General features: G+C 49.1%; 12 protein-coding genes. 8 read left to right on the top strand and 4 right to left on the bottom strand.

Features of this window, described 5'->3' with window-relative positions:
* The first annotated feature begins 8 nt into the window (after window positions 1-8).
* Genes radA through D7V92_RS17060 form a run of 3 tightly spaced genes read left to right on the top strand, consistent with a single transcriptional unit; the run spans window position 9 to window position 4136 of the window.
* Window positions 9-1379 (top strand): DNA repair protein RadA, encoded by a 1371-nt coding sequence (gene radA / locus D7V92_RS17070; RefSeq protein WP_121773360.1) that lies wholly within the window; start codon window positions 9-11, stop codon window positions 1377-1379.
* A gap of 13 nt (window positions 1380-1392) precedes the next feature.
* Window positions 1393-2997 carry an NAD(P)/FAD-dependent oxidoreductase gene (locus tag D7V92_RS17065; protein ID WP_008774174.1) on the top strand — a complete coding sequence of 535 codons (1605 nt, stop codon included), beginning with the start codon at window positions 1393-1395 and terminating at the stop codon, window positions 2995-2997.
* Between the two features lie 17 nt (window positions 2998-3014).
* On the top strand, window positions 3015-4136 hold the full coding sequence (locus D7V92_RS17060) for a glycoside hydrolase family 43 protein (RefSeq protein ID WP_009274810.1): 1122 nt from the start codon (window positions 3015-3017) through the stop codon (window positions 4134-4136).
* Here D7V92_RS17060 and D7V92_RS17055 read toward each other — a convergent pair.
* Entirely contained in the window at window positions 4130-4519 is a 390-nt protein-coding gene (locus D7V92_RS17055) for a hypothetical protein (protein ID WP_005866180.1), read from the bottom strand. The two genes, D7V92_RS17060 and D7V92_RS17055, sit on opposite strands and share 7 nt — an antisense overlap.
* 12 nt (window positions 4520-4531) lie before the next feature.
* On the bottom strand, window positions 4532-5341 hold the full coding sequence (locus tag D7V92_RS17050) for a peptidylprolyl isomerase (RefSeq protein WP_008779516.1): 810 nt from the start codon (window positions 5339-5341) through the stop codon (window positions 4532-4534).
* 108 nt (window positions 5342-5449) lie between these two features.
* Between D7V92_RS17050 and D7V92_RS17045 the strand changes: the two genes are divergently transcribed.
* The 3 genes from D7V92_RS17045 to D7V92_RS17035 all read left to right on the top strand — a co-directional run bounded on the left by D7V92_RS17045 (window position 5450) and on the right by D7V92_RS17035 (window position 9178).
* Window positions 5450-7126, top strand: a complete 1677-nt coding sequence (locus D7V92_RS17045; RefSeq protein ID WP_008778112.1) for a putative transporter — start codon at window positions 5450-5452, stop codon at window positions 7124-7126.
* Between the two features lie 244 nt (window positions 7127-7370).
* The gene (locus D7V92_RS17040) at window positions 7371-8222 is read left to right on the top strand and encodes an ROK family protein (RefSeq protein ID WP_034532287.1); all 852 of its coding nucleotides are present in this window, start codon (window positions 7371-7373) and stop codon (window positions 8220-8222) included.
* A gap of 44 nt (window positions 8223-8266) precedes the next feature.
* Complete coding sequence (locus tag D7V92_RS17035; RefSeq protein ID WP_121773359.1) at window positions 8267-9178, top strand: ThuA domain-containing protein; 912 nt, start codon at window positions 8267-8269, stop codon at window positions 9176-9178.
* 97 nt (window positions 9179-9275) lie between these two features.
* Here D7V92_RS17035 and D7V92_RS17030 read toward each other — a convergent pair whose 3' ends face one another.
* Complete coding sequence (locus D7V92_RS17030) at window positions 9276-11192, bottom strand: ATP-dependent DNA helicase RecQ (protein ID WP_121773358.1); 1917 nt, start codon at window positions 11190-11192, stop codon at window positions 9276-9278.
* A 9-nt stretch (window positions 11193-11201) separates the two neighbouring features.
* Complete coding sequence (recJ, locus tag D7V92_RS17025; protein WP_005866190.1) at window positions 11202-12926, bottom strand: single-stranded-DNA-specific exonuclease RecJ; 1725 nt, start codon at window positions 12924-12926, stop codon at window positions 11202-11204.
* Between the two features lie 223 nt (window positions 12927-13149).
* On the opposite strand from recJ, the gene D7V92_RS17020 reads away from it, so the two are divergent.
* Window positions 13150-13710, top strand: coding sequence for an L-threonylcarbamoyladenylate synthase (locus D7V92_RS17020; RefSeq protein ID WP_036610389.1), 561 nt, complete (start codon window positions 13150-13152; stop codon window positions 13708-13710).
* Between the two features lie 2 nt (window positions 13711-13712).
* Entirely contained in the window at window positions 13713-15113 is a 1401-nt protein-coding gene (locus tag D7V92_RS17015) for a sugar transferase (protein ID WP_005858225.1), read from the top strand.
* Window position 15114: the final 1 nt, after the last annotated feature.

The following is a 15114-nucleotide window of genomic DNA, read 5'->3' as shown; positions in this document are numbered from 1 at the left end:
AAGAAAGAATGGCGAAAACAAAAACGGTATATGTCTGCTCTAACTGTGGCGCGGATTCTCCTAAATGGCAGGGTAAATGCCCGAATTGTGGTGAGTGGAATACGTATGTAGAGGAAATCGTGACGAAAGAGCCTGTGGGTAAGCGTCCGGTTCCCGGTATCATGGATAATTCGAAAGTGCGTCCGGTCTTGCTGCGTGATATCACGACGGAAGAGGAGGCCCGTATTGATTTGGTGGACGCCGAGTTGAATAGGGTCTTGGGCGGTGGACTTGTAAAAGGCTCTTTGGTCTTGATCGGGGGAGAGCCGGGAATCGGAAAATCCACCTTGGTCTTGCAAACCGTGTTGGGCTTGACAGGCTTGAAAACCCTATATGTCTCGGGCGAGGAGAGCAGTCGCCAGTTGAAACTCCGGGCGGACCGATTATCGCATGATAATCCGAACTGTTTCATCCTATGCGAGACGCATCTGGAACAGATTTTTACGCAAGCGGCCAATATCCAGCCGGACTTGATGATCATAGATTCCATACAAACCATCTTTACGGAAGTCGTGGAATCTTCCCCCGGCAGTGTTTCCCAAGTACGCGAGTGTAGCGCCGCTATCTTGAAATACGCCAAGGAAAGCGGTGTCCCGGTCTTATTGATCGGCCATATCAATAAGGAAGGCAGTATCGCCGGTCCGAAGGTATTGGAGCATATCGTGGATACGGTGTTGCAGTTTGAGGGCGATCAGCATTATATGTATCGTATCCTGCGGAGCATCAAGAACCGTTTTGGCAGTACGGCGGAACTAGGGATTTACGAGATGCGCCAGAACGGGCTTCGTGAGGTCAGCAATCCATCCGAGTTATTATTAACCCAGAATCATGAGGGACTGAGCGGTGTCGCCATCGCCGCCGCTATCGAGGGGGTACGTCCTTTCTTGATCGAGACGCAAGCCTTGGTCAGCTCGGCGGTTTACGGTACGCCGCAACGTAGCGCCACCGGATTCGATTTACGCCGAATGAATATGTTATTGGCGGTATTGGAGAAAAGGGCGGGTTTTAAGTTGATCCAGAAAGATGTTTTCCTGAATATCGCCGGAGGTTTGAAAGTGAATGATCCGGCTATCGATTTGGCGGTAATCAGCTCCATCCTTTCCTCTAGCTTGGATATCAGCATCGAGCCGGGTGTTTGTATGGCCGGAGAGGTAGGCTTGTCCGGAGAGATCCGTCCGGTCAACCGTATTGAGCAACGTATCTTGGAGGCGGAGAAGCTGGGTTTCTCCCGGATTATCATTCCGCATAATAATCTAAAAGGTTTCGATACGGCGAAGAGCAAGATTCAAATCGTACAGGTAAAGAAAGTGGAGGAAGCCTTTCGGCAACTATTCGGTTAATATATAATAAACAATGATAAAAGAATTACAACTCCGGATATTGCCGGAAGAGGCTGTTAATGAGCAATCGCTAAGGCAAGTTGTAGCCCGTGAGACGGGTGAGGCTCCGAAAAATATCCGGGCCGTACGTGTATTGAAACGTTCGATAGACGCACGCCAGCGAACGATATTTGTCAACGTGAAACTGCGTGTTTTCATGAACGAGATGCCCAGCGAGCCGGAATATCAATCGATAGAGTATAAAGATGTCTCGGCAGGGAAACCTGTGATCGTCGTAGGAGCCGGTCCGGGAGGTCTGTTCGCTGCCTTGCGCTTGATAGAGTTAGGTTTGCGCCCCATCATCGTCGAGCGAGGTAAGGACGTGCGGGAACGCAAGAAAGATATCGCCTTGATCAGTCGTGAGCATAAGGTGAACGGAGAATCAAATTATAGTTTCGGTGAGGGCGGTGCCGGCGCTTATTCTGATGGAAAGCTGTATACCCGTAGCAAGAAAAGAGGCTCGGTAGATAAGATACTGAATATCTTTTGCCAGTTTGGGGCCAGTCCCTCTATCTTGGCGGATGCCCATCCGCATATCGGAACGGATAAGCTCCCCCGTGTGATCGAGAATATCCGGGAGCAAATCAAGCGATGCGGAGGTGAGGTACATTTCGAGACCCGTATGGATGCTTTTATCATGAAAGAGAACGAGGTGATCGGCATCGAGACGAATACGGGAAAGAGCTTTTACGGGCCTGTTATCTTAGCTACCGGCCATTCCGCCCGTGATGTCTATAACTATTTATACGAACGCCAGATCCAGATCGAGGCGAAAGGGATCGCGGTCGGTGTTCGTCTGGAACATCCTCAGGAATTGATCGACCAAATCCAGTATCATCGGAAAGAAGGTCGTGGGAAATATCTTCCTGCGGCAGAGTATAGTTTTGTGACGCAAGCGAATAACCGGGGCGTCTATTCCTTCTGTATGTGTCCGGGAGGTTTCGTGGTTCCTGCGGCGAGCGGACCTAAGCAGGTCGTGGTAAATGGAATGTCGCCTTCCAACCGGGGTTCCCGCTGGTCTAACTCAGGGATGGTGGTAGAGATCCGTCCTGAAGATTATTCCGAACTGGTAGGGCAGGAGGAGCTTTATCTTCGGAATGGCGAGAAGGTAGATGCGGATTCCCCATTAGCGTTGATGGCCTTTCAAGAACGTCTGGAAGAGGTCTGCTGGCTAAACGGAGGCATGAAGCAAACGGCACCCGCCCAGCGCATGGATGATTTCATGCGGAAGAAGAACTCTTTCGATTTACCGGTTTCGTCGTATACGCCGGGTCTGCTGGCCTCTCCGTTGCATTTTTGGATGCCGGAATTTGTGACCAGTCGCCTGCGGGAAGGTTTCCGTTATTTCGGTAAGGTCTCTAGAGGCTTCTTGACCAACGAGGCAACCATGATCGGCGTAGAGACCCGTACATCCGCTCCGGTTCGTATCCTCCGTGATCGGGATACCTATCAACACGTCACGGTAAAAGGTCTTTTCCCTTGCGGTGAGGGAGCGGGGTATGCGGGAGGAATCGTATCCGCCGCCATCGACGGGGAACGTTGTGCGGAAGGAGTGTATAATTTAGAATCCAATAAATAAGAAAAATGAAAAGTGGTATGAAAATAGGAATATCCCTTTGTCTGGGAGTTCTTATGTGTTTGAATGCGGGTTGTACGGGAAAGAAGTCTGCCGCGGAAGAGCCCGAGTTAACGTACAGTAATCCTTTGTCGGTCCAGTTTGGCGATCCATACGTATTGTTGGCCTCGGACGGACGTTATTATATGTATGGTACCGGTGCCGGGGCTGTAGACGGTTTTTGCGCCTATTCTTCCGATGATTTGATCCATTGGAAGTCGGAAGGGCAGGTTTATCGGGGCAATACGCCCGATTCTTGGGCAATCGCTAATTTCTGGGCGCCGGAAGTGTACGAGCGTGACGGGAAGTTCTATATGTTCTTCAGCGCGGATTGGCGGAAGAATCCGACCAACGAGGAGGAAAATTTCCGTATCGGCGTAGCTGTGTCGGATAAGCCGACCGGACCATTTAAGGAATTGGCCGATGCTCCTTTGTTCGATCCGGGATATCCTGTAATCGACGGAAACTTGATCGAGGATGAGGATGGCCGTACCTATCTCTATTATTCCCGTTGTTGCTATAAGCATCCGGTAGAAAGCGAGATCGCCGATGAGGCAAAGAAGAAAGGCATGTTCGACTCCGTTGAGGAAAGCTGGATTTACGGGGTGGAGGTCGCTCCGGATCTTACGCACGTGATTGGGGAACCCGTACTTCTGCTGCGTCCGCCTGTGAAACTGGATGATGCGCAAAGTGAATGGGAAAGTCGCTCGGTTACCAAAGGGGAGGTCGGACGTCGTTGGACGGAAGGCTCTTTCATGCTACGTCACAACGGCTTGTATTATATGATGTATTCCGCTAATTATTTTGGCGGGGCAAATTATGCGGTGGGATATGCCGTGTCCGAACATCCGTTAGGACCGTTTGAGAAGGCATCTAATAATCCGGTGCTGGAGAAGAACGTGGAAAAAGGCGGTATCGTCACGGGTACCGGACATAATAGCGTTACTTGGTCGAAGGACGGAAAACAAATGTATTGCGTTTATCACGGGCGTACCCAGAAGACAGGGGATGAGCGGGTCGTATTCATCGATAAAATGCGAATCGATGAGAATGGCCTTCTAGTCGTGGAAGGTCCTACCACCGATCCGCAATCTATTCAATAGTTATTTATCTCTTCCAGCAACGCCACTCGTTCCAATGAGAACGTAGTGTCGTTGCGTTGGATATATTCCAATAGCTCTTTCGCTCTTGCCCGGAGTTTTTTACCTTGCGCCTCCGGCAAAAGGAAACTTTCTTCCAGCAAGGTCTTGGTCGCCAGTTCCATGCGTTGGAGGCCACACGAGTCATCACCGTCCAGATAAGTGCGGATGCCGTCGATAGGCGTGTTCAGCAAGAAATCGTTATCCAGTTTTAAGGATGTGTAGACGGATTGGATTAACTCGGGGTTCTTGCGTGCCCCATCGTTGGAATTACGATTGAAGATGATCTGGGCGATCACTTTGCCCAGTTCCTCGATCTGTACCATGATGAAATCTCTCTTTAACATAGGAGTGGTGAATTATTCGATCGTTATACTTTGGATGCGGATGTCTTTCTTCGGACGGTCATTCTGGTCTTTCGGCTGGGTGGCGATCTGATCCAGAACGTCGAACCCCTCCGTCAGCTCCCCGAAGATCGTATAAGTGCCGTCCAGATGATGGCAACCGCCTACGGTGGTATAAGCCTTCCGTTGCTCGTCCGTAAATAGCAAATGCCCGGGAGTTGCTTGAATAACGGAGTCTATCTGGGCGTTGATCATTCTCAATCGCTTCTGGTATTCCCGTTTGTTACTCATCTTTATCATATTCAACTCGGCACGGACCGGTGCGTAAAACTCCTTCAGGGCCTTTTGCCGGGCCGGATAGTTGGCGGTACGCTCTAACGTATCCAGTTCGGTTTCCCTATAGACCTTCCCCTGCACGATAAAGAATTGCGACATGTCCGATTTCTTTTGCGGGTTGACATCGTCCGGTTGGCGGGGAGCAGCCAAGGCTCCTTTCTTATGGAAATATTTCTCGTTGATCTCGGGCAGGATCTCGGCGGAAGGATCGCCAAAGCCGCATTTGGCACCGGCGGGAGCGTTCTTGGAATCCGGGGCTCCTCCTTGGATCATAAACTCCGGCAGGACACGGGTGAATAAGGTCCCGTTGAAATCCCCCCGTTTCGCCCGTTCGATAAAAGTACGTGTGTGATTAGGCACATCATCGTACAGGATGGCCTTCATAGTACCTACATTGGTTTTAATAACTACCGTTTTTCCAGCTTCTTGCGCCGAGGTGGCTACCACGCAAAGGAACAATGCTGATAAAATGTAATATATCTTTTTCATGAGATTTTAATTTAAAAGGTAAATATAGGTGTTATGTTGTAAAACACAAAGTAAATGCCTAACTTCGCGTCTTTATTAATAGGTAATAAGATTTTTAAAGATTTTAGCATGGATTGGATAAACGATTTATTATGGGGAGAAGGTATCGGGCATTCTATCCTTTTACTATCTTTCGTGATTGCCGCCGGCATTCAGTTGGGAAAGATAAAGGTGTTTGGGATTTCGCTTGGGATTACCTTGGTGTTGTTTGTAGGTATTATTTTAGGGCATTTTGGGTTTACGGTTAACCACAATGTGATTCATTTCTTTAAGGAATTTGGATTGATCTTATTTGTTTATTCGGTAGGTATGCAAGTCGGGCCGGGTTTCTTCTCGTCTTTTAGGCAGGGGGGAATCACGTTGAATATGCTTGCCTGTGGAATTGTCTTCCTTGGCGTGGCTACGGCTTTGGTATTGCATTTCGTGACAGGTATTCCGATGCCTACGATGGTGGGTATTTTATCGGGGGCGGTGACGAATACCCCCGGATTAGGTGCGGCTCAGCAGGCTTATTCCGATATGTACGGGGTTTCTGATAATACGATCGCCTTGGGTTACGCCGTGGCTTATCCGCTGGGCGTGATCGGTATTATTCTTTCGATCATTTTCGTACGTTACGTATTCCGTGTGAATTTCGATAAGGAGAATGACGATTTGAATAAGGAGGATGCCTCGCATACGAATGAGGCGAAACCGATCTCGCTGGTCGTAAAGAACCCTGCGGTTTTCGGTAAGACGGTAGGGGAGTTATCCGGTTTGATGGATCATCTGGATTTCGTGATTTCCCGTGTATGGCGTAATGATAACAAGCAGATCGAGATCGCTTCCGCCGGTACGATCTTGAATGAGGATGATAAGATTTTCGTGATCACGACAGATCAAGATGCCGAGTCCGTAAAGACATTCATCGGCGAGGAGATCGATATGGAGCGCAAGCAATGGATTCGTATGGAGAGCCAGTTTATCAACCGCCGTATCTTGATCACGAAACCGGAGTTGAACGGCAAGAAGCTGGGACAGTTGAAACTGCGTAAATTATATGGTATCAATATCACCCGTATCAACCGTGCGGGCGTGGACTTGGTCGCTACGCCGGGCCTGACGTTGCAAGTGGGTGACCGTGTGAATGTGGTGGGTACCGAAACCGCTGTCTCGAATGTGGAGAAGGTATTGGGTAACTCCATGAAACGCTTGAACGAGCCGAATTTGATCACGATCTTTATCGGCATTGCCCTCGGTATTGTCTTGGGTAGTATTCCTATTACGTTCCCGGGCATTCCGCAACCGGTTAAGTTAGGTTTGGCGGGAGGTCCGCTGATCGTGGCTATCTTGATTAGCCGTTTTGGTTACCGTTATAAGCTGGTTACCTATACGACCCAGAGCGCTAACTTGATGTTGCGTGAGATCGGTATCACCCTCTTCCTCGCTTGCGTGGGTATCAGCGCCGGCGATGGTTTTGTGGATACGATCGTGAACAACGGTGGATTCGCTTGGATCGGTTACGGTTTCATTATCACGACGGTTCCTTTACTGATCATCGGTTGTGTAGGCCGCTATTTCTATAAGATCAATTATTTCACCTTAATGGGCTTGATCGCCGGTAGTACGACGGATCCGCCCGCTTTGGCTTACTCGAACGCTACGGCTGGAAACGACGCTCCTTCCGTAGGTTACGCAACGGTATACCCATTGACCATGTTTTTGCGGGTGCTTACGGCGCAATTATTGATCTTGTTCTTCGCTTGATGCGGTAGTTATAATGGTGCCGTCTTACACGTATACCGGCATTGCCTCACACGTATATCGACGTTGGCCTATGCGAACGTAGGCGTGAGGCGATGTCGGTATACGTGCTGGATGGAGTTGACGCCGGGGAAAATAAAAAGCATAGATGTATTAAATTTACCAGTTTAAAAGGCAATGTTATTCGTAGCATTGCCTTTTTTGTTAGCTTTGTGGGAGTATAATCTAATTTAATATCGTGGAAAGAATGAGTGTAGAGAAGAAAAACGCTTATATCGGAGTGGATTTAGGGGGGACGAATATGCGTGCCGGCCGTATCGCAGGGGATCGATTAGTGGCTCAGGGGAACGCCCCGACTCCCCAGGACGCTGCGGATTGCGGGGAGACATTGGAGGCTTTGATAGAGGTGATCCGTTCCGTGTGGGACGAGGGCGTGGTAGCTATCGGTATCGGTGTGCCGAGCGTGGTGGATCGTGAGAAGGGGATCGTATATAACGTAGTGAATATCCCGCATTGGGAAGAGGTACATTTGAAGGAGATCTTGGAGGCTCGCTTCTCCGTGCCGGTTTATGTGGATAACGACGCGAATTGCTTCGCTTTGGGTGAGCGTATCTTTGGCGACGGAAAGACGGTTGATAACTTCGTGGGCCTCACCTTGGGTACAGGCTTGGGGGGTGGAATTATCCAGAAAGGCAAGCTGCTGGCCGACGCTAATTGTGGCTCGGGAGAGTTTGGCATGATTCCCTACCAAGGACAGATCTTGGAATATTTCTGTAGCGGTTCCTATTTCATGAACGTATGGGGCGTGGATGGGAAGGAGATGTACACCCGTGCGATGCGGAAGGACGAGCAGGCGCTGGAGGCTTATCGGCAGTTGGGCGTACATGTGGCCGCCGCTATCAAGATCGTGGTATTGACGGTAGATCCGGAGATGATCGTCTTCGGAGGCTCGGTGACCTCCGCCCATGAGTTGTTTGAGGAGAGCATGTATGAGGACTTGAAGGATTTCGCTTATCCGAACTCTATCAAGAACTTGAAGATACGTTTCTCTAAGCTGGAGAATCCGGGGCTATTCGGTGCCGCTTCCCTTTGTTATTAAATAAAGACGGATAATTTATAGTTTACTTAAATCTTATTCATACCATGAGACATGTATTTTGTAGGAAGATCGTTTTCCTTTTGGCCGCTTTACTGGTTGTATGTGGCATGTCGGCCCGTAAGCCGATCAAGACGTTATTAATAACGGGGCAGAATAACCATAATTGGCAGGTGAGCCATGTGGTGCTTAAACAGATATTGGAGAACTCGGGACGCTTCTCCGTGGATTTTGCGGTCTCTCCGGAGGCGGGGAAGGATATGTCCGGCTTTGTCTTGGATTTTAGTCCTTACGAGCTGGTGGTGCTGGATTATAATGGGGATGCTTGGCCGGAAGAGACAAACCGTCGTTTCTTGGAATATGTGCAAGGAGGTGGTGGTGTCGTGATCTATCATGCCGCTGATAACGCCTTCGTGAACTGGCCGGAATACAATAAGATTTGTGCCTTGGGCGGTTGGGAGAACCGGGATGAGAAAGCGGGACCCTATGTATATTGGAGCGATGGTAAGTTGATAAAGGATAGCTCGGCGGGCGTGGGTGGCTCTCATGGCAAGCAACATGAGTATGTGCTGAATGCCCGGAACCATGAGCATCCGATCATGAAGGGGCTGCCGAATAAATGGAAACATGCGCAGGATGAGTTATATGATCGTATGCGTGGCCCGGGAAATATAAAGGATTGCTTGTATACCGCTTATTCGGACAAGGAGACCGGAGGCTCCGGTCGTGAGGAGCCGTTGATCTTTACGGTTGATTATGGGAATGCCCGTATATTCCATACGATGCTAGGGCATGCGGGGGAAACGGTAGAGAATTGTCCGGCTATGCAATGCGCCGGCTTCCAGATCACCTTGTTAAGAGGTGCGGAATGGGCCGCTACCGGCAAGGTAACCCAAAAGGTTCCCACTGATTTCCCGACGGAAAAACAAGTATCTAATCGGAGTAATTATAAGCGGTGATACTTGGTTTATTAGAATGCCCATTGTAAGCTCCTTATGATGGGCATTCTAGCAAGCTAACAATGGGCATTCTAAGGAGCTTACGATGGGCATCGTGCTATTTTGCTGAATCCTCGTGCGATAGATAGCCGTCGCTTAATGTGAATCGGGGATCTTGATCCGCCAGAAAGCGGATGGCCGTGAGGCTTTTCTCTTGAGGGAAAGGTAATTTCTCAATAAGCTCTTTCACGGGGATAGGGGATTCCTCGGCCAATACCTTTACGAGACTTTCCCGGATAGCGCTGAATTCCCAATTCATAAGCTGTGATTCATGCTTCGATAAGCATACGTCGCAACAGCCACAAGGGGCGGAATCTTCCTCGCCGAAATAGGATAGGAGCATGCGGCTACGGCATACCCGCTCCTCGTTGATATATTCCAGCACCTTCTCGATCCGTTTCCCGAAACGCTCCTTGCGTTCCTCATACGCCGAGCGGGGTATGGAAAGATACCGCTGTTCCTCCCGGGTCTGGGTATAGATAATCAACGGGGTTTTCTTATGCGGGATGTAGTTTACGATCCGGTATCTGGATAAACCTACCAAGGTCTCATACACCTCGTGAGGCGTTACTCTCGCACGGGTAGCGATTACGCTCTCATCTATATAAACATAATCCGCAAATAACCCGGTGTAAGAACGCAAGATCGTCTGAATCACCTCATCCGTTCGCTTGTTCTCACTTAAATACCTGTAAAGCTCGTCACGGGTAGCCGTGAACATCAGGCGGGAAGCGTTGTCCACCTCCTCCGTATACTCGATATAGCCCGATAACCCAAGGATCTTCAAGGCATGATGCGCTTGCAATAAAGAGAACTTATAAGCGGAACAAAAATCCGTTAACGAGAAATCGTGTACCGTATCTAGCCCGTACCCTACGGCGATCTGGTAATAATTACCCAACGCCTCATAGACCCGGTAGATAAACTCCTTGTCCGGAAACTCATCCGCCAGCCGTTTCTTTAGCTTGGCGCTATCCGTGGAGGAACAAAGAGCCACGGCGAAGGCTTTCTTCTCATCACGCCCCCCGCGTCCGGCCTCTTGATAATATTCCTCCAACGATCCCGGCATATCCATATGCACGACCAATCGCACGTCCGGCTTATCGATACCCATACCAAAAGCGTTGGTCGATACGATTACCCGGCACTCGTTGCTTTTCCAACGGGCCTGACGCAGTTCTTTCTCGTCACGGTTTAATCCGGCATGGAAGAAATCGGCGGAGATACCCGCCTGTTGCAGCATGACGGCGATCTCCTTGGTGCGTTTCCGGTTGCGGACATATACGATGGCCGTACCCGGAACTTTTCCCAATATATAAACGAGTGTATTTAACTTATCTTCCGTCTTCCGGACAATATAAGCCAGATTTTTGCGGGCGAAGCTCTTTTGAAATACGTTCTTCTTCTTGAACCGCAGACGCTCTTGTATGTCATTCACCACTTCCGGGGTAGCCGTGGCGGTCAAGGCCAATACTGGAACACCCGGCAATAAGTCCCGGATCTCAGCGATATTGAGGTAAGAAGGACGGAAATCATATCCCCATTGCGAGATACAGTGACTCTCGTCGATCACTAGCAGACAAACTTGCATGGCCTCCATCTTGATCCGGAAAATATCCGTACTAAGCCGCTCCGGGGAGACATACAAAAACTTATACCCTCCGAAGATGCAATTCTCCAGTTGCGTGATAATCTCTTGCCGGCTCATGCCCGAATAAATAGCCGTAGCCTTGATGCCGACCCGGCGTAAGTTCTCCACTTGGTCTTTCATCAAGGCGATCAAGGGAGTGACGACGATGCAAATCCCTTCCATCGCCAAGGCCGGCACCTGAAAGGTGATGGATTTACCACCACCTGTAGGCATCAGCCCAAGCGTATCTTTTCCGGCACAGACGGAATGGATAATATCCTCCTGCAAGGGGCGAAAAGCAGGGTATCCCCAATACTTCTCTAATATCTTATGGTAGACGTCCACCTGTCCTCCTCATATATCGTCGGGTTTGATGTCTTTGATCATCAGCTGGATAGAGGTGTTGCCGTTGTAGGTGTTCTCCTCCACCGTGTAGCAGATGTTGAAAGGCTTCATACCCTTGATATGGTCGTTGTGCCTGTGCATGCCGAAAGCGATGGCGTGCATGGGGGTGCTTGAGTTTCCGTCGATCAATTCCAGCTTGAGATGCTCCAGTTCCTTACCCACGAGCTTACTGGTACCGTAGTCCTTTACGCCAAGCGAGCAGAATACAGGCTTCTGGTTGTCCGGCCCGAACGGGCTCATCTTCTTTAGGTCGTTCACGAACTTCTGGTTGATCTCTTTCAAATCCAAGATAGCGTCGATATCGATCTGTGGGATCATCTGTTCCGGTATGATCTCTTCGGATGCGATCTTCAAGAAACGCTCGGTGAATGCCTCTAGGTTCTCCTCCCGAAGGGAAAGCCCGGCGGCGTAGGTATGTCCCCCGAAATTCTCCAATAAATCCCGGCAACTCTCTATCGCCTTGTAAATATCGAAACCCGTTACGGAACGTGCCGATCCGGTGATCAACTCGGACGATTTGGTAAGAACGACCGCCGGACGGTAATACTTCTCGGTCAAACGGGACGCTACGATACCAATCACGCCTTTGTGCCATCCCGGGTTATACACCACGATCGCCTTCCGGTCATCCATGTTCTCTACTTCGTCGATGACAGCGTTCGCCTCGTCGGTGATCTTCTTGTCCAATTCCCGGCGTTCCTCATTATATTGGTTGATGCTCTCGCTCTTCTCCCGGGCACTGGCGCTATCCTTGGACAGTAGCAGTTCCACCGCCTCCTTCCCGTTCATCATACGGCCGGAAGCGTTGATACGGGGACCGATCTTGAATACGATATCACTGATCGTGATCTCCTTTCCGGTCAATCCGCAGATATCGATGATCCCTTTCAGCCCGAGGCTGGGGTTGCTGTTCAATTGCTTCAGCCCGTAATAGGCGAGGATGCGGTTCTCTCCCGTAATCGGGACGATATCCGAGGCGATACTGACCGCCGTCAGTTCCAACAACTTCTCCAGATCCGAGAACGGGAAATTATTACTCTTGGCGAACGCCTGCATGAACTTGAATCCCACTCCGCAACCCGATAAATGCTCATACGGATAGATAGAATCCGAGCGCTTGGCATCCAATACGGCGACAGCGTCCGGCAAAGTGGCGTCCGGCATATGGTGGTCGCAAATAATAAAGTCGATACCTTTCTCCTTGGCGTACTCGATCTTCTCGATCGCTTTGATACCGCAATCCAGCGAGATAACCAGCGACACGCCGTTCTCGGCGGCATAATCGATACCCTTGTAAGAGATACCGTACCCCTCGTCGTACCGGTCCGGGATATAGAAATCCAAGGTAGACGAGTAAGGTCTTAAATACTTGAAGACGAGCGATACCGCTGTCGTTCCATCCACGTCGTAATCGCCGTAGATCAAAATCTTTTCTTTATTCCCCAAGGCTTTGTTCAAGCGCCTCACCGCCTTATCCATATCCGGCATAAGGAACGGGTCGTGCAAATCGTTCAAGCTGGGTTTAAAGAATTTCTTCGCCTCTTCGATCGAAGTGATACCTCGTTGAACGAGCAAGAGACAGATCACCGGGCTGAATCCTAATTCAGCCACCAATTGGTCTCTCTTATGTAACTCTTCTTCTGATGGGGTTTGAAAGTTCCATTTGTTAATCATTATATATTGTTTTTTTCTTTTTTGCTTGCCTGATACTACGGATACCTTGTCATCCTTAATCTACCGTATGACAAAGGCGAGATTTCCGCAATATATTTCAACCCGTAAAGTTAGAAATTAAATATGGTATATCCGGTATGGCTTAAAGAAAATAGTTTTTTTGTTATTATTTTTTTGAAGTAGGAGAATGATTCGTACATTTGCCTAAATATTATAAAATACAATGACGGAAGATATTAAAAAAGCTTGCGAAGTAATGGCCGCAGGCGGCATAATACTTTATCCTACAGACACTATCTGGGGAATTGGTTGCGACGCTACCAATGAAAAAGCCGTACAAAGAGTGTACGAGTTAAAGCGAAGGGCAGACAATAAGGCTATGTTGGTCTTGATGGACAGCGAGGCTAAATTGGATAGGTACGTGTCGGATGTTCCCGATATCGCTAGGGATTTGATTAGCGTGTCTGATAAGCCGTTGACCATCATTTACTCAAGTGCCAAGAACTTGGCGACAAATCTATTGGGAGCCGATGGTAGCGTGGGTATCCGCATCACGAACGAGGAGTTCTCCAAGAAATTGTGCGAGCGCTTCCGTAAACCCTTGGTCTCTACTTCCGCCAACGTAAGCGGCGAGCCTTCTCCCGCTAATTTCAGCGAGGTATCGGAGGTGATCAAGGAGGGTGTGGATTATATCGTGAGTTATCGTCAGGACGATATGAGCAAGGCCGCTCCGTCCGGCATTATCAAGCTAGGAGCCGGTGGGCTTGTGCAGGTAATTAGATAAGGATGAAGAAAAGCGTACAAGCCGGAAAATATATTGTCTCGGATTTTATAGCGTCGTCGGTAGTCTGGTTATTATTTAACCTGATACGCTATGAGGAGGTGGCGGTGTATGAAGGGTTTGATACCGTCGGGGCCTTTTTGCTGCATATCCCCTCGTTGAAGGGGCAGCTATTGATCCCGTTTTTCTGGTTCGTATTATATTGGTTTTCCGGTTATTATAATAAACCGTTCGGTAAGTCGAGGCTTACTGAGTTGTTCTCTACCCTTGGGAGCGTGTCGATCGGTGTCGTGATCTTGTTTTTTGCCTTAGTGCTGAATGACTTGCCCCGTTCTTATCATGTGTATTATGATATGTTTTTCTCTTTATGGGGATTGCAGTTTGTCTTGACGTATATTCCCCGGTTATTGATTACGCAGGCCGGGTTACGGAAGATAAAGTGCAGGGAATGGGCGTTGAATGTATTGATGATTGGGGCGGGGAAGAAGGCGGCGTGTATTGCCGACGACCTGTATGGTTTGGGTTATAATATCGTCGGTTTTGTCTCCGATGGTACGGAGAAAAAAGGCGGGGTCGCCGGAGATCGTGTGATCGGTAGGCTGGAATCTTTGCCGGTGATTGTAGAGGAGAAAAAGGTGGATGAGCTGGTTGTCGCCTTGGAGACGGTGGATAATAACCGTTTGATGGATATCCTGTATTCGTTATATTGTTATAAACGGCCGATCAAGATATTGGCGGATAAATCCAGTTCATTATCGCAAGTAAAGATCAAGGCGATAAAGGGCGTTCCGCTGGTGGACGTGACGGATAACAACTTCTTGCCCATCGAGCAGAATGTAAAGCTCTTTATGGATAAGACGTTATCTCTGATTTTCTTGGTGCTCTTATCTCCCTTGTTCCTGTATATCGCTTGGCGGGTGAAGCGGGATTCCCCCGGCCCGGTGTTTTTCAGTCAGGAACGGATCGGATACATGGGCGAGCCTTTCATGATCTATAAGTTTCGTACGATGTATACGAACGCCGAGGAAGAAGGTCCGTTGCTCTCTTCCGAGGACGATTCCCGTATCACTCCCTTCGGACGGGTGATGCGGAAATACCGCTTGGACGAGTTACCGCAGTTCTGGAACGTGCTGAAAGGGGATATGTCGCTAGTTGGCCCCCGTCCGGAACGTAAATATTTCATCGAGCGGATCGTGAGGAAAGCCCCCTTCTACTATCTGCTGCATAACGTACGTCCGGGAATCACCTCGTTGGGTATGGTGAAATATGGATATGCCGGCAGTGTGGATGAGATGATCGAGCGCTTGGAATATGATATATTATACTATGAGAATATGTCCTTGATTCTGGACATAACGATTCTCATTTATACAGTTAAAACAGTGTTTACAGGTAAAGGTATTTAAA

The sequence above is a fragment of the Parabacteroides sp. CH2-D42-20 genome (assembly GCF_003670185.1).
Classification (GTDB): Bacteria; Bacteroidota; Bacteroidia; order Bacteroidales; family Tannerellaceae; genus Parabacteroides; species Parabacteroides distasonis.
Note: the sequence above shows the minus strand (reverse complement) of the source record. Positions and strands in the feature narration are given on the sequence as shown.